Raw genomic sequence first — 17,509 nt, 5'->3', positions numbered from 1 at the left:
CGATTATATAATGTATGTTTTCGTTAATAAATATATCAAATCAACTATATAATGGCTTTTGCTAAAAATAACTACCTGATAGGCTTTACATAATTCAGCTTATGAATTAGATGGCCAATAACAAAGTCAATAAACTTTGGAAGGGTTTAATTTAGCTTAGGCTTCCCAACGTTCTTAAGATTATTACCGTATTCGTATCAGATACGCCATCAATTTTCCGTATTTCATCAATGTATGAGTTTATTTCCAATATAGTTGGAGCCACTATTATGGTTGCTATATCATATTGACCGGTGATCTCATATACGATCTCCACACCTTTGAGTTTTAATAATTGGTCAGACACCTTGGATGTATCAGCTACAGAACTTACGGAAATTAGTGTTATGGCACTGGTTTTATTGGATGGGCCCATGTCGATAGTAAATTTTCGGATTACACCTGTATCTTGCAAGTTCTTTACTCTACGACGAACCGCAGATTCAGACATTCCTATCGTATTTGCAATCTCAACGAACGACCTGCGTGAATCACTTTTCAATATTCCAATTATTTTTTCATCTATGCTATTTAGATTATCAGCCAAATCGTCTCTTCTCCTCGTTGTAAATTAGCTTATCAATTAATTCCAGAGACTTGTTCACTTCTTCCTCTTTCATGACTATTGGAGGCAGCAATCTTAAAATGTTTCTACCTGAATAAAGCAACAGAATACCATTTTTGATACCATCAAGAAGAATGTCTTTCACATCAAATCTCATTTCTACCCCTAGCATCATTCCAAGTCCTCTGACTTCACGAACAATTTTATATTTTTCTTTTATTTCTAATAGACCGGATTTAAAAATCTGGCCCATGCTTTCAGAGTTTGAAACAAGCTTATCCTCAATGAGAGAATCTATGGTTGCAGAACCTGCTGCACAGGCTAAGGGGTTTCCAGCAAATGTAGAGGAATGTTCTCCGACCTTTAGGCAGTCTAAAATTTCAGAACGCATGACTGTAAGTCCCATTGGAACACCACCTGCAATACCTTTTGCCAAGCACATTATGTCAGGTTCAACATCCCAATGCTGCCCCGCCCACATTTTTCCAGTCCTTCCTAACCCAGATTGAATTTCATCAAAAATAAGCACCAAGCCATTTTCATTGCAAACATTCCTAATATCCCTCAGAAAATCGGAAGGGGGCATAATGATTCCTGTTTCGCCTTGAATAGGCTCTACTATTACAGTTCCTATCTTGTTATTTGTCTTTGTCACAATCTCTGGTATCGTGTTTGATTCAGAATATGGAATGAATTGCATATTGTCCAACAATGGTAAAAACGACTTTCTATATTTCTCATTATAAGTTACGGATAGAGATCCAAAAGTCTTTCCATGGTAACCCCCATTTAGTGCCAAAACGCCGGGTTTACCAGTGTATTTTCTAGAAAATTTTAAGGCAGCCTCTACAGATTCGGTTCCACTATTTGTGAAAAAGGTTTTTTGCAGATTTTTTGGAGCTATTCTGGAGAACTTCTTAAGAAAGTTAAAACGCATGTTATTATAAACAGACATATGACATGTAATCAAATCTTGAGCTTGACTTGTTATTGCCTGAATGACCCGATCATTGCAGTGGCCTACTAGGGCCACCCCATATCCGCCCATACAGTCAATATATTCTTTATCATTGATATCCCAAACTTTGCATCCTTTTCCTTTTGAGATATTAACAGGGAACCTTTGATACAAGTCCCCGACAAAGGACTCTTCACTCTCTACGCCTTGCATCTCGAGATCACTGTACAATTCTTACTTTCAAGAGCAGACATTATAGGATTTTGTACTGAACCAGAGGCTATTATAGCTTTTTTTACACCCATAGACAAAGCCTCTGTGCAAGCAAGCACTTTTTTTTCCATCCCGGGTCCAATCCGGGGTAGCAAGTTTTTTGCCTCCTCTAGAGAAAGATCTGGTATCAAATGATCATCCATCATAAGTCCATTAACGTTAGTAATGAAGATTACCACTTCAGATTGTAGTGCTCCAGCTACGTTGGCTGCTGCCCTATCGCCGTCTATGTTCAGAAATTCAAACTCATCACTGATAGCTATCGGAGAAATAATTGGCACATAATCGTTATCTAACAAGCAACTAATCAATTTGGGGTTTACTGCTGAAACTTTTCCAGTGTAGCCTCCGTCTATTAACATCTTTCTTCCCTTTTCATTTAGTATCACCAATTTCTTTTTTCGATCCGCCTTAATCATTCCCCCGTCAATGCCAGTTATCCCCACAGACGATATACCTTTACTTTGTAGCATCCCAGTAATGTTTTTGCTGATCTTTCCTGACATTACCATTGTATAAATCATTGCAGTCTCTTTATCGGTATACCTACTACGCTTCCCTGCCGGGGACATAATGAATTTCTGTTCCTTTCCCATGCTGTTTGCAATATTAGTAACATCTTTACCTCCACCATGAACTATTACAAATTTTTGTTTTTTTACCAAATTACTAAAGTCATCTAGGATTGAAGGGTTTAATCCCTCCACTATACTTCCCCCTATTTTTATAACAATCATACTGGAGTAACTGGAGTGAATTTTAGTCCTGTCATTTCATCAAACCCTGACATTACGTTAAGGTTTTGAATTGCAGAGCCTGCGGCACCTTTCATTAAATTGTCGGAAGCAGACATTGCTACAATTCGTTTATTATCTTCGTCCAAGTCGAATCCCACATCGCAAAAATTTGATGCTATTACAAATTTTGGATCTGGAAATTTATATATTCCATTTTTGTCTCTTATTAATCTCACGAAGAATTCATTGTTGTAAGAATTTCTATACATTTTCCATAGTTCCAACTCACTTAGATCCTTTGTCAAAAATGCATGATTGGTGGTCAATATTCCCCTAACCATATTAACGGCATGAGGAGTCATACTTACATGAATTTTCTTGCCTCCTAACAAACTTAGTTCCTGTTCTATTTCTCCCGTGTGACGATGTTTGGCAGGTTTGTAAGGACGAATAACACCATATCGCATGGCATGGTGTGTGGCAGAATTCGCCTGCCCGCCTGCACCTGATGAACCTATCTTACTATCTACTACAAGATGGTCGGTGTCTATCACATTGTTCTCAATTAAGGGTTTTAATGCCAGAAGGGAAGTAACAGCCATACATCCAGGACAAGAAACTAACTTTGCATTTTTTATTTGTTCGCGATGAAATTCGGGAACTCCATAAACAGAATTTGACAGCATTTCAGGATAAGGATGTTCCCATCCATACCATTTAACATAATCCTCTGGATTTTTCAATCTAAAATCGGCAGAAAGATCAATTATTTTAATACCCCTCTTAAAAAGTTCATTAACGATTTTATTAGATTTACCATGAGGAACAGAAACAAAAACTACGTCACATGTGTCAGTCAATTTATCAAGATTAAGATCTGAAAATGTTAAATTAATGAAACTTTTTAGACTTGGGTGAATCCTATGAACATATTCACCTACCCTTTGTCTTGATGTAACCATCGATACATCCACCTTGGGATGAGTTACTAGCAGCCGTAGCAACTCTCCACCCACAAAACCGGAAGCGCCTATAACTCCAATCTTCATTTAGAATTCCTCAATGTATATTCATTTACCTCTCTTTCAAATAAAAAGTATTTATCGACAATGAATTTCATAAATAATAAATCGTTCAATAATCCTCATTTAAATTTTTTGTCGATTATAGTTTTTTCTATTTCTTGGCACAATCTTTTACGTATTCAATTATCATATCGGCAATATCAATTCCAGTAGCTAGACTGGCTCCCCTAAACTCTACCGTATTATTTATTTCGTGTACCACCAGTCCTCGTTTTTGATCCTCCATCATGTCTATACCTAGAACCCCTGTCCCTATAGCTTTTGAGGCCCTTAGAGCTAACTCCTCTAATTCGGAGGTAACTTCAATTAATTGAGCCTTACCGCCTTTTGCTACGTTTGTACGCCATTCATCATCAGATGAATATCTATAAACTGCTGCTATCAATTTTTCACCTACTACTATACAACGAATATCTCTTGGTGGCCTGTGAATTAATTCCTGAAAATAAAAAATACTTGAGAATGGACTAATACTCTCTTGCCTCATTTCTACAATTATCTTGCCTATTTCTTTATTCCGCACAGGGAATACGCCACGTCCCCAAGACCCAATCACTGGTTTAAATACTAATGGATTATGTTCCAGGTCTATCGTATTGATAAAGTTAAAGGCAGAATCAGAATTAAATGAGAAATAAGATTTAGGAGTAGGTATGTCGTTTTTCTTGAGGATCATTGAAGTCAATAATTTGTTTCCACATATCTCCCCGATTCTTGAACTATTAATCACATTATAACCACACAACTCTAAGCAATAGGTAAGAAATTGTCCCCGAAAGTGGCTTATGCTACGTTGAAGTAATATATCTCCAAATTCAAATTCATTTGAATCCAAATCATCCGTATCAATAATGATATTTCTTGAATCGACTAACCTTACGTCGATTCCTTTTTTGATCGCAGTATTATAAAGAGCCTTTTCTTCAAACCTTAATTTATCAAAAAGGATATCTAATTTTACCATTTTTACTCCTTATTTTCCATAATTTTTGAATTGGCTGCGGTAGATTGTAAGCCCCAAAGCGCGACAAATCCTCTCGCCAAAGTTTGGTCGAAATTAGAATTAGACAAATAAGTTACTGTGTCATTATTATATAGTGAAAACATTGATTTTCTCCCTACCACACGATAGGATCCGTTATGCATTTTAACCTTTATTTGGCCGTTTACTCTTTGTTGCGTTTTCTCGATAAAAGCATTCAGGTCGGATAATAGGGGATCTAGCCACAATCCTGAATATGATAACCATGCCCACTGTTCATCGACTAATAGTTTGAAACGGAGTTCGGAGTTGGTCAACACCAATTTTTCAAGATCCCTGTGTGCTTCTATTAATACCAATGCAGCCGGAGCTTCATAGACTTCACGAGATTTTATACCTACTACTCTATCCTCAATATGGTCAACTATGCCAACTCCATGTGATCCAGCAATATTTTTGAGATCAGTGATTAGCTTTTCGAGATCCATTTTTTGATCGTTTAGGGAAATAGGTATTCCTTTTTCGAATCCGATCGTTATATATTCAGTAGAGGTATTGTCCTGATGAACGTACTTTAGGGAATCACTTGAAGGTTCGTTCTCCAGATTTTCTAGCAGGCCGCCCTCAATAGCTCGACCCCACAGGTTTTCATCAATACTATATTTCTTAGCTATTTCGCTAATTCTAATTCCAGTCTCACTGGCATATCTTAATTCCTTATCCCTTGTAAGGTTCATATCTCTAATTGGAGCAATTATATCCAAACTAGGATCCAAAGATCTAATGGTAAGATCGAACCTAACTTGATCGTTACCCTTGCCTGTGCATCCATGGGAAATATACTTAGCATTATATCTTTTAGCTGTATCAACAGCTTTACTAGCAATTAGCGGTCGAGCTAACGCTGTAGCAAGTGGATATTTTTGTTGGTATAGGGCGTTTGCTTTTATGGCTGGAGTAACATAGTTATGAACGAATTCTTGTTTTGAGTCAATATAAATATGTTCAATAGCGCCTAGTTCTGACGAAATTCTCCTAATCTCGTCAAAATCATCATTTTGACCTACATCAACTGTAAGTGTTATAACGTCAAGTTTATGAAGATTCTGTAAATATTTTACACAAACAGATGTATCTAAGCCGCCAGAAAAAGCCAGAATTACTTTGCTCATTAATCAGGGGTTCGTAGCATAATTAATAATTTAATCTTTGTGAAACAGAAAAAGATAAAAATGTTTAGAATAAAAGATTTGTCAATCCCTTGATCTAAAGCTATACTCCTATCTCCTTTGCTAATCTTATAATTTTCTTTCCTTCTTTAGTTAATTTATTGTAAGTTTTGTTTTTTACGTTACTTCGTTCAACCAATCCTTTATCCTCAGCTTTTATGAGTAATTTATGACCATACCCATAAGCGCCCAATTTCTTCAATAAGTCTCTTGTTGAATACTCCTTTTCTCCTATAGTCTTTATCAATTTCACCAAAGCTCTTTCTTCGATCATTATCTTTATTAAATTTGCGTCACGCATGACAGTAAAGTAATACTAAGGATATTTATTGGTTACTTTTTTTGGCAACAAATATCGATATTAATGACAGAATAGTATGATCATTGGAAAAAAATAACAGTAACAAATCAGATGATCCAATAATTTTTACCAAAGAGAACGAGTTTGTAGTTCAAAATCTTACGGTCACTGACAAATTAGTCAGAAATTGCGGGAAACAAAAATTTTTAAACCTCGTAGAATTCAAGTTGAGTATGAAGATCACTGTTTCAGCAATAAAAGCAGACATTGGAGGAATCGGAGGACATACCAGACCTAGTGATAAATTGGTTCAGACTGTTAAAGATTTTGTGTTAAAAAATGGAAAAGGAATTTTGATTGATAATTATATAGGCTACACTGGCGATGATATCCACATTGTGATGACCCATACACTTGGGACAGATAATAAAGAAATTCACAAACTAGCCTGGGATGCATTTACTGAGGGGACAAAAATTGCTAAAGAACAGGGATTATACGGCGCAGGGCAAGATTTACTTAAAGACTCATTCTCTGGAAATGTAAAAGGGATGGGCCCCGGAGTAGCAGAAATAGAAATGGAAGAAAGGCCTAGCGAAGTATTTTGTGTATTTGCAGCAGACAAGACTGAACCAGGGGCATATAATTTTCCATTTTGGAGAATGTTTGTCGACGCAAGAAGTAATACAGGACTGATTATTAACGAGGAGTTGGCCGAAGGTGTGATATTTAGAATCATGGATGTAATGTCAGGTAAAATTGCCGATCTTAAATTATGGAACGATAAACCAGAGCTAGAGGCTGCTTTGATGTATCCAGGCAGGTATGTGGTACATTCTGTATTAACACATGAGCGTGAACAGATTGTGTCATGTTCCACCGATAGACTTCATAATATCGCAGGAACTTATGTGGGAAAGGATGATCCTATCGCAATCGTAAGAACCCAAAAGAATTTTCCCGCTACAGAAGAAGCAGGTAGTGCTTTCAATGACCCTCATATAGTGGCAGGCAATACTAGGGGGAGTCACCACATGCCATTCATGCCTGTTACATTAAACTCTGCAGCAAGTTTGAATTACTCCATTCCCATAGTTTCGTGCTTATTATTTAGTATGCACAACGGTAAGCTTACAGGTCCTCATGATGGATTTGGGACTGCTGACTGGGAATATCAGCGTAGAATAGCATCTGAGCGCGCAACGGTATTGAGAGTTCAAGGATTTATCCATCCAGCAACACTTGTACCTGATGAACTAGAGTATAACAAAGGATACGAGGCAAGAATGGCTAAATTGAATGAAAAATTCAAATAAACCGGTAACAAACGCAATGTCAGAAAGAAAGGGACCCCTTATAATCAATTTAAAGAATTATCTAGAGATTTCGGGGGATAAGGCATTGTCCCTTGCAAGAGAAGTGAAAGGGTTAGCGAGCAGACGGATACTGAAATAATCCTTTCACCACCTCAGGTCCTATTAGCATGGTTGGCAAAAAATACAAAATTAAGTGTAATAGCCCAACATATAGATATACAACAACCAGGTCCAAGTACGGGTTTTTCAATTCCAGAGATCGTTAAAGATGTGGGAGGAGCTGGTTCGTTAATAAACCATAGCGAGCATCCAATAAATCAAGAAATCATTAGAGATTTGATTCCGAGATTGCGTTCGTTGGGCCTACTAAGTATTGTTTGCGCCAAAAACCTGTCTGAACTTATAGATATTAGTTCTATGAGTCCCGATTATTTAGCAATAGAGCCCCCAGAATTAATCGGCACTAAAAAATCTATTGCTACAGAAAAACCTTCTTTAATAACTGATTCGTTCCAACATTTAAAATTAGTTGCAAGTCGGTCTCAATTGATTTGCGGAGCTGGAATCAATACATCTGAAGACATAAGAATTGCAATTGGGTTAGGCTCAAAAGGGATACTCGCAGCTAGTAGCGTGATAAAGGCAAAAAATTGGTACGAAAAGTTATATGAACTAGCATCGCAATTCTGAAGGTCGAAAACTCATCAAAAAAAAAATTCTTTTTAAATGATTCCGGCCAAAACATTGTGACCAATGTATAAGAAGTACGATTTATCGGACATTCAGAAAAAAGTAATAGATCTCTTACAAAATAATAATCCTATGTCTAGTAGTGAAATTTCTAACAAACTAGGAACTAATCGTATTACAATGTCAAAATATCTCGATATTCTATATTTCCAAAAAATCCTGAACAAGAAAAAAATCGGCTCCGTGAACTTCTGGTTTTTAGACCCCGGGATAATCAATTTAGATCTAAAAGATGAAAATTTTCTAGAGATACAGCAAAAGTTAATTGAATCCCTAATCAATGGCCAAAAGGAAATAACAGACAATATAGTTCTTAGTCTGATCAACCGGAATATCAATTTGAGAAAAATTTTTACCGATGTTAGTTTCCCTGTTTTGAATACCATTCTCGAATTGTATAACAGGGGAAAAATAGGCAAAACCGAAAAAATTCACTTACTTACCAATCTTTCTGACTCATTTAGATTATTGAGAAACACTATTTACACTAATAAAAATTATGATCGAAAATTCGGTAACTGCTTACTTGCAATAGTATCTGGCGATGATGAATCTTTACCTATTTGTATCATGATAGATATTTTGACTAGGCGAGAGGGACTAAATCCTACCGTTATAGGGAATGTTGAGAATTTAATTGATCCCTTTTTTGATATTGATTTTCAACGTTATATTAATAAATTATCTAAAAGATCAAGGGGAAAAACCAGAATTATTGTTGTTTCACATAATGAAACGGCCATAAGATTTCTACACTCAGCTCTAATCAATATAGATGCCAAGGAAAAATATCAAATCATTATATTCTCTAATAAGTTGATGATGGAAAAATTGGAAAAATCCGTCTCTAGTCCAATTTATTCAGATATCGAACTGTTCTTAAGCGAACTAGAAATGATGAATAGTAGTTAGATATCATTATGCATACTGTGCCTTAATTTTTTCAATTACTTGCTCGTGTTCGGGACTCTTTCTGCGCGCATATTTTTCCATAGCATTTAGAGGTACACCACCTAATGTCCTAGCAAGTGATGCAAAAAAGAATTTCTTTATAGGGTCATTTTGACCTACCTTGTGCATGAATTTATGAATTGCATATTTGAAGTTGTGTTGCCATGTTTTATACATCACTCCCAATTTTGCTGGATCCATTGTGTTTCCTATGTCAAAGAAGTCGGACTTTTCTAATAGACCAATCGGAACAAAAGTCAACGGCGTTACGGTGAATTTAGAATCAGGTTGTTCTTTCTCTAATTGATGGATGAGTTGGATGGTTTCCCAGCTATCATCGGCTGTCTCATTGTTATCCAATCCCATAATCAGGGTGAATGCAGGCACCCAGTAATTTTCATTTAATGTTTTTACACCTTCTTTTACCACCCAATGCCATTCAGATGGTCTAAAAGGGGCTAACTTTCTGTCGGCGTATTTTCCAATTAATCTTATGCTCCCTGTTTCGAATCCACACTGTACACCAATATGATTAGTAGGTCCAGCTTTGATTATCCGGGAAAGATTAGGGATAAGTCTCTCGTCTGCAATGGCACCAGCTAATGTTCCGTGTGTAGGATTAGTATGTTCTATTCCTGTCTCCATTATCCCCTTGAAAAGCTCTTCTATTGCTTCCCGATTTGGCTGCATATTTTTGGTTGTCCTAGGATTAAGCCCATAAACAAAGATATCATCGCTATGGACCCAGGCATTTTTTAATCCACCATATTTCATATTGACACGGATTTCCTTTTGCACTTTTTCTACTGGATAATAGCGTAAAGGTCGAAGTGTGACGTCGCAAAATTTGCATCCTCTTCCGCATCCCCTCATTACCTCAATCATCCCGTGCATACTGGGATTGACTATATCAGGAATTTCATCTACCTTTGGTTCTCTGGAATAATGAACAAATCTACCGTGATATTTCCTGCCGTTTCTATCAAATTCTTTGATTTCGACTTTAAACTCGGATTTCTTGAATGGATTAGCGGTTTCCAACTCGTTATTGATCATAGCATCAAAGAACCTTCCTCCTACTCCATCTAGTTCAGGTCCAATGCCCCCCAAATCCCCCTCTACGATTGCGTACAATCCATACTCTTCAATTTTGGCTGGGTCATAATTATACTGCCAAGTCCCAGAAGCTCCCACAACTACTTTGGCCCTGCTTCCATTCTTTTGTTTGGCCGCATTAATTCGATGATGCAGATCACGATTATAAAATTCAGCGTAAGACATTTGTTTCCTCCCATAAGTAAATGTCATTGTAACAGGGCCCATTCCTAGCGGGTCCATTTCATATGTACCTACGAATTCAGTTTGTGGACCAATAAATTTATCAATATGATCGGGATGAGCAACAACTACATCCTCCCTAGCATATCCGTCCCTCAACAAGGCGGCTTCAAGTTTTCTCAAACCATATGGAGCGTAATCGGCCAATCCGTTTGAATTAGCAATAGGATTACAAATAAAATCAAAAAGCAATTTAGGAGTTACTTGATTTCCTAATATTTTATACCAAATAGAATCATGACTACGGTTTGGATCAAGTGCAGGAGCACATCCAAAAAATGATGCAAGTGAAATTCCTCGATAGGGAGACATTAATGTTCTATCTGCAGTAAGAACAACCTTTGGGTGCTTCATATTATTTGTTATCTCAAAGTGTAGGAATCAAAAAAGATAATTAAAGTTTTCTTATTTAAAATTTAGAAAAATGGAATAACTATATGCCAAACCCCAGATTATTTCTTTGCACCTAGGGTTCTATTCTTTAATCTCATTTGACTGCCATGACACTTTCTACATCTAGTTCCGCCTATTGGATTTTTTGCTCCGCAATCAAAACAGATTTTGAAAAATAATCGACGCTTTTGTGCAATACTTCTTTTTGTTACATCGGTAATTGGCATAATAATTTTTTTGGAAACTATTCACATTTTTATCTTTCTATTTTATAAATTAGAACCGCCTCATAAAATTTATAAATTATCCGATGGCGGTTATTTGGTGGCTGACTACTTTGAAGTTGACAGATTAGCTGAAGATATAGCAAAAATATATGCCTCACAATTAGCTGTCTCATGGTTAAAGGTCAACAATAACAAAAGGCCCTCGAGGGAGGAATTTAGAGATCTGGTTATCGAGTTCATGAGTCAATTTGATTTTTCTCTTAGCAAATTTCCAGATACGGAAGAGGGAATTAAATTTAAAGAGTATGCCAAGAGTCTATTGAAAATTGAAATCAATAAAGTTCACGAAGGAAAGAATAAAGAAGTAGAGAAGAGATACAAATATTACACAGAATATAGCTGAACTCGGTCTATGGTCATCATGGGAAACATTTTATATATAATGTTTCTTAAATATAACACTGAGAGATAGTGATAGATAATAACAAACAATTCTTGTCTCAACAATTATTGTGGATTGGTATATCCTTAGGAATAAGTCTTGCAATCTCGTTCTTGCTACCGTTTCCGTTATCTTTACCGGTAATAATAGTAGTTTTCATTTTGCTTAGTTATTACATTAGAAATAGAGCCATGAAGAAGATGGGGATGGCGGGCTCTGTATTTGGAGGAAATGGTAGTTCCGTTAGCTATTATTGTATGAGTTGCGGAACAAAACATAATCAGTCTTCATGTCCAAAATGTGGCTCCAAAATGAAGAGAGTAGGCTCATAATCAAATAGAATGAAGTAATGGATAAGGTCCAACGACTGGAGAAAATTAGAGAATTAAGAGAATTTGTAAATCAGATTAATAACGAATCTACCAAAGATTCACTGATTTTGGTAGAAGGTAAAAGAGATTTGGAAGCATTGTCATATTTGGGTTGTTCTGGAAACATTCAGATATATCACAACTACAAAAGCATTGTCGATTTGGCGGATAATTTTAGAGTTAAATATAAGAAACTAATTTTGCTTTTAGATTTGGATGATACTGGTAAAATAATGACCAGAAAAATTTCCCATCTACTAAATCAAAGATATATAGACAATTATTACAGGAATAAGATAATAAAAATCACACAAGGGAAAATAAGGACTATTGAGGAGTTAAAATCATTTTATAACAGTATGTTATGAGATTAAAAAAAAACAAAGGTATTTTTGAATAATTTCAAGCTCTATAAGATATTTATATTATAACCATTTAAAGGTGTCAATAAAAATGGAAATATTTTAAAACGAAAAACTTAATCAAGGTAAGACAACATAGTTATGATAATCAGTGAAATATGATAAATAAAATTAATAATGAAGTTATAAAAATGCCAAATACTGGTATTGTAAAATATCATGTCAAACTAAAATTTGATGTAGATGGACTAGTCGAGAAGGCCGATATCATTGGCGCAATATTTGGCCAGACAGAAGGTCTGTTGGGTCCAGAGATGAACCTAAACGAACTACAGAAAGTTTCAAAAGTTGGCAGAATTGAAGTGAACGTAGATACTAAATCCAACTCAGCACGTGGAGATGCCTTGATTCCTATGAGTACTGATATATCTACTGCAGCTTTGATTGCGGCGGCCATTGAAAGTATCGATAAAGTAGGACCCTTTCAGGCAAAATTTTCCTTGGTCGGTATCGATGATATTAGAGCGATAAAGAAGAAAGTAATAGTCGACAGGGCTAAGAAAATTGTCCAAGAATGGGCTACTAAAACTATTAGTGAAGGAGAGGAAATGCTAAAGGATGTCTACGATGCGAGCAAACCAGGCAGATTGACAACATTTGGAAAGGCACAATTAGCGTGTGGTGTTGGCGTATTTGACAGCGATTGGATAATACTTGTAGAAGGTCGTGCAGATGTTATAAATCTCTTAAGAGCAGGATATGATAATTCAATAGCAATAGAAGGTGCAAAAATTGACGAGACTATATTAAAATTGACCCAGGGCAAAAGAGTTATCGCATTTATCGATGGCGATCGGGCTGGAGATTTGATACTAAAGGAGTTACAAGGGCTAGTAGATATAGAAAAAGTATACAGAGCTCCCCCTGGCAGAGAGGTAGAAGAATGCACTCCACTGGAGATTTCAGAAATATTGAAGGACGTTGAACAATTTATTAACGATAAAATCAACGATACTAACACCGTCCCATCCAACGTTCAACAGATTAGGAATCATCATAGAGTTGATCATAACCTGAATCAATCAAACAATCAAGACCAAAATAGCTCGTTCACATATAATAGGAATTTCCCTAATCAAAGTATAAACAAACAAAATAATTATGATAATAGTGATCAAATGCAAAATCCGGATAACATGATTTCTAAAGAAGACGAAGAAGTTATCTCCATTGTAAAAAAAGTATTTCAAGAGATAAATGAAACTTTAGATGCAATGGTTTTTGACAAGTCAATGAAAAAGATAGTTAAGATTCCAATATCTGAAATATTAAAGAAAATATCTGTCTTAGAAGACGGAAACCTATTGATACTAGACGGCATAGTTACTCCCAGGCTCGTTGAAGCCGCTAATAAATCGGGTATAAAGTACATTATAGGTCATAGAATCAGCAATTTGAAAAAGGCAAGCCCAGATGTTCGTGTTCAAACTTTTTCGGATATGGGGTTAATTAGTCAACCTATTAGTAGCAGATAATCGCGCATGATGGTTAAAGATCATTCAAACTTTAACTATTTTCATTTTTTAGTTATGATTCATTTACTGTCAAATGGGGGTAAGGATAGTTATTTAGAAATAACCAGTACCCAAATAAGTCGTTTAATCAATAGGTCACAACAAACAGCTTCAAAAATATTAATCGACTTAGAGAAAGAAGACCTAATAGAAAGAGTAAAGAATAAAAAGAAATTTGGAATGAAACTAACAGAAACTGGTTTTGAAATATTACAGAATATTTATAATTTATTAAAAATATCTATGGAGGAATCTCATTTTAAGCCTGTGCTTTTTAAGGGGAAGATTGTTACTGGAATGGGGGAAGGCGCGTACTATATGTCCTTGGATGGTTATAAGAAACAGTTTCAACATAAATTGGGTTATGAGCCATTCCCTGGAACACTGAATGTAAAAATTGAAGATAAAAACTACATGAATTCCAGAAAAGATTTGATAAATTACCCCTCAGTCTACATTGCTGGGTTCAAAAATTCAGATAGAACCTTTGGTTGGGTTAGATGCTATCCAGCTACGATATCTCAAGAGCCAAAACTCTCTCGTGAGGAATTTGAATCACAACCAACTGAAATTTTAAATGAGGTTCATGTTCTTTTATTAGAAAGGACCCATCATAACAACAACCTAATAGAGGTCATCGGTCCTTTGAACTTAAAAGAATCATCCAATCTCAAAAATGGAGATAATGTTGTGATAAAAATTAAAGAGTCTGTGAGAAACAATTAAAGATCATAAAAAGAGTTTCCCAACTCGCTTTTAATTAAGGAACTTTTGAGTTCGGGAAGTGGAGAAGAAAGCCTGACTACATCTAGATTCAAGCCTCGATCAAAGCAATTCTTTTTCATCGCTACTTCATCATGAATTTGATCATATCCTAAGGCTATGATATCTGGCCTGACGAATTCTACTGTATCGTATATCGATTTTTTTCTTCCTATTACGGCTTTATCTACAAATTTTATAGATGAAACTAGCTCTAACCGGCTTTTTTCATCATGGTAAATTTTGCGATTTTTTTTCAAGCTGCTAACTGTGGAATCAGTTGCAACTACAATTATTAGGACATCGCCTAATAACTTTGCAGATTTTAGGGTATGAATATGACCAACATGAAGTAGATCAAATACCCCACCTACAAGCACAACCTTAATTTGTTCACGACCCAAGTTCGTAAGCGTACATGTCATATTATTAGAGCTTATTTCAGAATCACGTTCATTTTGTTTTGTAACAATTAAGCCTAGGTCTTCAAGTTTAGATAATTGATTAATGTAAAAGGTCACATCAAGTTCCAATTTTTTCATTAAATAAGGTAATATTGGATTAGGAATTCGACTATCAATCAAATTATTGCTATATATCGAACATAATAGGGACCGTTCTATCGAATTCATTAAATTTGATTTATCATGAACTTTCACCGTATATAATTTTACAGCTCATAAATTACAAAAATTCATTAAACAAAATTCTTCCGCAGTTTATCAAGTAACTTTTCAAACATAGTACTGCTAAAAAATATAAATGGTATTACAATCCTTGTCTTTAGTACAAAACATTTCCGATTTTTAGAGTTTAACCACAATAATTGTATATGCTTTGGATGTTATTTTAATTTCATGAAAAGGGTGGAATTACATCTATAATATCCATCCTTTGAAAAGTTCGATGTCTCAGTACCTCATAATCTTCGTCACCATGTAATTTCAGACGGCTCTTCGTCGTCATCATTGACATCAATAGGTTTGGAATATGAATTAATATATTCTTTTGAATACTTATTCGTTAGTAAAGATAATTAAACAAGGAGACCTTGATTTTGATATGAAAGGGGCTCAAATTATTAAAACAAATGAACCATTAGTAATTAATGAAGTAGAAAAACCTAAACCTGAAGGAAATCAAGTTTTGGTCAGAGTTGCAGCAACTGGCGTGTGTCATAGCGACCTTCATTTATGGGAGGGCGGATATGCAGGACCCAAAGGCGTCTTCATGAAGGTCGAAGATAGAGGAGTTAAGTTTCCTCTGATACCTGGCCATGAAATATCTGGAACAATAGAAGAGGTTGGTAACAGTGTAAATAACTTCAATGTAGGTGATAAGGTGTTGGTTTACCCTTGGTTGGGTGAGGGGACTTGTCCTGCTTGCTTATCTGGCGAACAGAATCTATGTGATAATCCGAAAACCCTTGGAATTTATCAAAATGGAGGGTATGCGCAATATGTTTTAATCCCAGATTCAAAGTTTTTGATTAAACTTGACCAACTTGAATTTGATTCTGCATCATCCCTGGCTTGCTCTGGATTGACAGCGTACAACGCAGTAAAAAAAGCAAAGCCAATCCCAGGTTTGGAAGATAGGCATAATATTGTAATCGTAGGGGCTGGTGGACTAGGGCTTATGGCAGTACAAGTTGCTAAAGCTATATTCAAATCAAGAATAACTGTTATAGATGTTAATGATCAAAAATTGGCAGAAGCAAGAAAGCTTGGTGCAGATAACATCATTAATACCAAAGAGAAACAAGATGTGGTAAAAGAGGTCAAAGACCTTACCAACGGGTCGGGAACAGACGTCGTCATAGACTTTGTAAATAACAATATTACGTCTGCAAATTCATTTAATATGTTACGAAAAAGAGGTAAGGTAATTATGGTTGGACTATTTGGTGGATCAATGGAATTGAACCTACCAATGATCCCTTTGAGAGGGTATACACTGACAGGAGCTTATACAGGAACTTTTCAGGATTTGACTGAATTAGTGAAACTTGCCTCCGATGGAAAAGTACGTACTGTCTTGGATAGGACATTCGCTCTTGACCAGGTAAATGAGGCCTTACACGATTTAAGGAATGGTAAAATCATTGGACGTGCCATAATAAATCCCAATCAATAAACAAAATTTTTATTTTTTTGTATCCCGCGAGCAGGATTTACTCCAAAAAATAATCTCTTATTTTTTGATTGAGCCTGCGACTCTTCGGTTACTGTTGAATGTAAGCCTGATAGGCTGATGTATGATTAGCAATAATCTGCCAACAACTACAGCCGAAAGCTCTACCAGGCTGAGCTACCGCGGGATATTTAGTTTTTAAAAGAATTGATATATATTCTAATCGTAAAGGCATGAATCAATGATTATATAGTGTTTTTCTGTCAATAAAATATCTTAATGAAGCTTGATGTTGCCCGCAATAAAGTAATATTCATAGTACTGTTATCCATTGGATTTACTTTGGCGATGTACTGGGTGCTAAGTTACTCATTAAGTCAACCCAATTCCACATCTCCTAGACTTATACCAGAAGAAGCCTATTTAATAATTCTACATGATGTGTATAATCAATCCTTGGATCAAATAAGCAAGATTACTTTTGCAGATCTTGATGGAAAATTTACATCGCAATATGTAATGGTAAATGCCAATGGGACGATATATCAAGCAGATCAGGAAACTCACGATTTAGGAAAGGTATTGGGCAATACGGTAGAACCCCTAACTGGTGGTATCCACTATGGCTGGGAAATTATTGCAAATAATACAAAATATTACGTCGATTCCTCTAGTGGTCAAATGATCTCCTATCCAGAAACACTGAATTAGAATCAGATTT

The 17,509-nt window shown here is 35.8% G+C and carries 20 protein-coding genes and 1 tRNA gene; 10 read left to right on the top strand and 11 right to left on the bottom strand.

Going from position 1 to position 17,509, the window contains the following annotated elements:
- Positions 1-151: 151 nt before the first annotated feature.
- The 7 genes from AAGU22_RS05460 to AAGU22_RS05430 all read right to left on the bottom strand — a co-directional run bounded on the left by AAGU22_RS05460 (position 152) and on the right by AAGU22_RS05430 (position 6,169).
- A complete protein-coding gene (locus AAGU22_RS05460) occupies positions 152-586 on the bottom strand; it encodes an AsnC family transcriptional regulator (RefSeq protein ID WP_458721204.1) in 435 nt (144 codons plus the stop codon).
- A complete protein-coding gene (locus tag AAGU22_RS05455) occupies positions 579-1,775 on the bottom strand; it encodes an aspartate aminotransferase family protein (RefSeq protein ID WP_458721203.1) in 1,197 nt (398 codons plus the stop codon). Before AAGU22_RS05455 ends, AAGU22_RS05460 begins: the two co-directional genes overlap by 8 nt.
- A complete protein-coding gene (locus AAGU22_RS05450) occupies positions 1,763-2,572 on the bottom strand; it encodes a [LysW]-aminoadipate/[LysW]-glutamate kinase (RefSeq protein ID WP_458721202.1) in 810 nt (269 codons plus the stop codon). Before AAGU22_RS05450 ends, AAGU22_RS05455 begins: the two co-directional genes overlap by 13 nt.
- Positions 2,569-3,621, bottom strand: coding sequence for an N-acetyl-gamma-glutamyl-phosphate reductase (gene argC, locus AAGU22_RS05445; RefSeq protein ID WP_458721201.1), 1,053 nt, complete (start codon positions 3,619-3,621; stop codon positions 2,569-2,571). The genes AAGU22_RS05450 and argC overlap by 4 nt, the downstream gene beginning before the upstream one ends.
- A 127-nt stretch (positions 3,622-3,748) precedes the next feature.
- The gene (lysX, locus tag AAGU22_RS05440) at positions 3,749-4,621 is read right to left on the bottom strand and encodes a lysine biosynthesis protein LysX (RefSeq protein ID WP_458721200.1); all 873 of its coding nucleotides are present in this window, start codon (positions 4,619-4,621) and stop codon (positions 3,749-3,751) included.
- 2 nt (positions 4,622-4,623) lie between these two features.
- Positions 4,624-5,811 (bottom strand): argininosuccinate synthase, encoded by a 1,188-nt coding sequence (locus AAGU22_RS05435; protein WP_458721199.1) that lies wholly within the window; start codon positions 5,809-5,811, stop codon positions 4,624-4,626.
- Between the two features lie 100 nt (positions 5,812-5,911).
- A complete protein-coding gene (locus AAGU22_RS05430; RefSeq protein ID WP_134485267.1) occupies positions 5,912-6,169 on the bottom strand; it encodes a hypothetical protein in 258 nt (85 codons plus the stop codon).
- Between the two features lie 233 nt (positions 6,170-6,402).
- On the opposite strand from AAGU22_RS05430, the gene AAGU22_RS05425 reads away from it, so the two are divergent.
- From AAGU22_RS05425 to AAGU22_RS05415, 3 genes are all read left to right on the top strand, one after another.
- Positions 6,403-7,485: a fructose 1,6-bisphosphatase gene (locus AAGU22_RS05425; RefSeq protein ID WP_458721752.1), complete on the top strand. Its 1,083-nt coding sequence runs from the start codon at positions 6,403-6,405 to the stop codon at positions 7,483-7,485.
- An 84-nt stretch (positions 7,486-7,569) separates the two neighbouring features.
- Positions 7,570-8,175: a triose-phosphate isomerase gene (locus AAGU22_RS05420; protein ID WP_458721751.1), complete on the top strand. Its 606-nt coding sequence runs from the start codon at positions 7,570-7,572 to the stop codon at positions 8,173-8,175.
- A gap of 63 nt (positions 8,176-8,238) precedes the next feature.
- Positions 8,239-9,147 carry a hypothetical protein gene (locus AAGU22_RS05415; protein WP_458721198.1) on the top strand — a complete coding sequence of 303 codons (909 nt, stop codon included), beginning with the start codon at positions 8,239-8,241 and terminating at the stop codon, positions 9,145-9,147.
- A gap of 6 nt (positions 9,148-9,153) precedes the next feature.
- Here the strand turns inward: AAGU22_RS05415 and AAGU22_RS05410 are convergent, their stop codons facing one another.
- Positions 9,154-10,878 (bottom strand): B12-binding domain-containing radical SAM protein, encoded by a 1,725-nt coding sequence (locus AAGU22_RS05410; RefSeq protein WP_458721197.1) that lies wholly within the window; start codon positions 10,876-10,878, stop codon positions 9,154-9,156.
- 98 nt (positions 10,879-10,976) lie between these two features.
- Positions 10,977-11,144 (bottom strand): 50S ribosomal protein L40e, encoded by a 168-nt coding sequence (locus AAGU22_RS05405; RefSeq protein WP_196815677.1) that lies wholly within the window; start codon positions 11,142-11,144, stop codon positions 10,977-10,979.
- A 97-nt stretch (positions 11,145-11,241) separates the two neighbouring features.
- Between AAGU22_RS05405 and AAGU22_RS05400 the strand changes: the two genes are divergently transcribed.
- From AAGU22_RS05400 to AAGU22_RS05380, 5 genes are all read left to right on the top strand, one after another.
- Complete coding sequence (locus tag AAGU22_RS05400; protein WP_458721196.1) at positions 11,242-11,547, top strand: hypothetical protein; 306 nt, start codon at positions 11,242-11,244, stop codon at positions 11,545-11,547.
- A gap of 68 nt (positions 11,548-11,615) precedes the next feature.
- Positions 11,616-11,918: a hypothetical protein gene (locus tag AAGU22_RS05395; protein ID WP_144730046.1), complete on the top strand. Its 303-nt coding sequence runs from the start codon at positions 11,616-11,618 to the stop codon at positions 11,916-11,918.
- A gap of 17 nt (positions 11,919-11,935) precedes the next feature.
- Positions 11,936-12,325, top strand: a complete 390-nt coding sequence (locus AAGU22_RS05390) for a toprim domain-containing protein (protein ID WP_458721195.1) — start codon at positions 11,936-11,938, stop codon at positions 12,323-12,325.
- Positions 12,326-12,510: 185 nt separating this feature from the next.
- Positions 12,511-13,854, top strand: a complete 1,344-nt coding sequence (gene dnaG / locus AAGU22_RS05385; RefSeq protein ID WP_458721750.1) for a DNA primase DnaG — start codon at positions 12,511-12,513, stop codon at positions 13,852-13,854.
- Between the two features lie 6 nt (positions 13,855-13,860).
- A complete protein-coding gene (locus tag AAGU22_RS05380; protein WP_458721194.1) occupies positions 13,861-14,619 on the top strand; it encodes a DUF120 domain-containing protein in 759 nt (252 codons plus the stop codon).
- Here the strand turns inward: AAGU22_RS05380 and AAGU22_RS05375 are convergent.
- On the bottom strand, positions 14,616-15,314 hold the full coding sequence (locus AAGU22_RS05375) for an adenylyltransferase/cytidyltransferase family protein (protein ID WP_458721193.1): 699 nt from the start codon (positions 15,312-15,314) through the stop codon (positions 14,616-14,618). The two genes, AAGU22_RS05380 and AAGU22_RS05375, sit on opposite strands and share 4 nt — an antisense overlap.
- A 349-nt stretch (positions 15,315-15,663) precedes the next feature.
- Here AAGU22_RS05375 and AAGU22_RS05370 point away from each other — a divergent pair, with 349 nt between their 5' ends.
- The gene (locus AAGU22_RS05370; RefSeq protein WP_458721192.1) at positions 15,664-16,791 is read left to right on the top strand and encodes an alcohol dehydrogenase; all 1,128 of its coding nucleotides are present in this window, start codon (positions 15,664-15,666) and stop codon (positions 16,789-16,791) included.
- Between the two features lie 22 nt (positions 16,792-16,813).
- Here the strand turns inward: AAGU22_RS05370 and AAGU22_RS05365 are convergent.
- A tRNA-Tyr gene (locus AAGU22_RS05365) sits at positions 16,814-16,975 on the bottom strand.
- A gap of 92 nt (positions 16,976-17,067) precedes the next feature.
- Between AAGU22_RS05365 and AAGU22_RS05360 the strand changes: the two genes are divergently transcribed.
- Positions 17,068-17,499, top strand: a complete 432-nt coding sequence (locus AAGU22_RS05360; RefSeq protein WP_458721191.1) for a hypothetical protein — start codon at positions 17,068-17,070, stop codon at positions 17,497-17,499.
- Positions 17,500-17,509: the final 10 nt, after the last annotated feature.

This window comes from Candidatus Nitrosocosmicus sp. R (genome assembly GCF_054408505.1).
The sequence above is the reverse complement of the archived record's forward strand: the minus strand, read 5'-3'. Positions and strand labels throughout refer to the sequence as shown.

Bases quoted from the DNA above. Each gene is read 5' to 3' on its own strand.
- AAGU22_RS05455 (WP_458721203.1), bottom strand. From the start codon at position 1,775: ATGCAAGGCGTAGAGAGTGAAGAGTCCTTTGTCGGGGACTTGTATCAA.
- AAGU22_RS05450 (WP_458721202.1), bottom strand. From the start codon at position 2,572: ATGATTGTTATAAAAATAGGGGGAAGTATAGTGGAGGGATTAAACCCT.
- argC (WP_458721201.1), bottom strand. From the start codon at position 3,621: ATGAAGATTGGAGTTATAGGCGCTTCCGGTTTTGTGGGTGGAGAGTTG.
- lysX (WP_458721200.1), bottom strand. From the start codon at position 4,621: ATGGTAAAATTAGATATCCTTTTTGATAAATTAAGGTTTGAAGAAAAG.
- AAGU22_RS05435 (WP_458721199.1), bottom strand. From the start codon at position 5,811: ATGAGCAAAGTAATTCTGGCTTTTTCTGGCGGCTTAGATACATCTGTT.
- AAGU22_RS05430 (WP_134485267.1), bottom strand. From the start codon at position 6,169: ATGCGTGACGCAAATTTAATAAAGATAATGATCGAAGAAAGAGCTTTG.
- AAGU22_RS05425 (WP_458721752.1), top strand. From the start codon at position 6,403: ATGAAGATCACTGTTTCAGCAATAAAAGCAGACATTGGAGGAATCGGA.
- AAGU22_RS05415 (WP_458721198.1), top strand. From the start codon at position 8,239: ATGTATAAGAAGTACGATTTATCGGACATTCAGAAAAAAGTAATAGAT.
- AAGU22_RS05410 (WP_458721197.1), bottom strand. From the start codon at position 10,878: ATGAAGCACCCAAAGGTTGTTCTTACTGCAGATAGAACATTAATGTCT.
- AAGU22_RS05405 (WP_196815677.1), bottom strand. From the start codon at position 11,144: ATGCCAATTACCGATGTAACAAAAAGAAGTATTGCACAAAAGCGTCGA.
- AAGU22_RS05390 (WP_458721195.1), top strand. From the start codon at position 11,936: ATGGATAAGGTCCAACGACTGGAGAAAATTAGAGAATTAAGAGAATTT.
- dnaG (WP_458721750.1), top strand. From the start codon at position 12,511: ATGCCAAATACTGGTATTGTAAAATATCATGTCAAACTAAAATTTGAT.
- AAGU22_RS05380 (WP_458721194.1), top strand. From the start codon at position 13,861: ATGATGGTTAAAGATCATTCAAACTTTAACTATTTTCATTTTTTAGTT.
- AAGU22_RS05360 (WP_458721191.1), top strand. From the start codon at position 17,068: ATGAAGCTTGATGTTGCCCGCAATAAAGTAATATTCATAGTACTGTTA.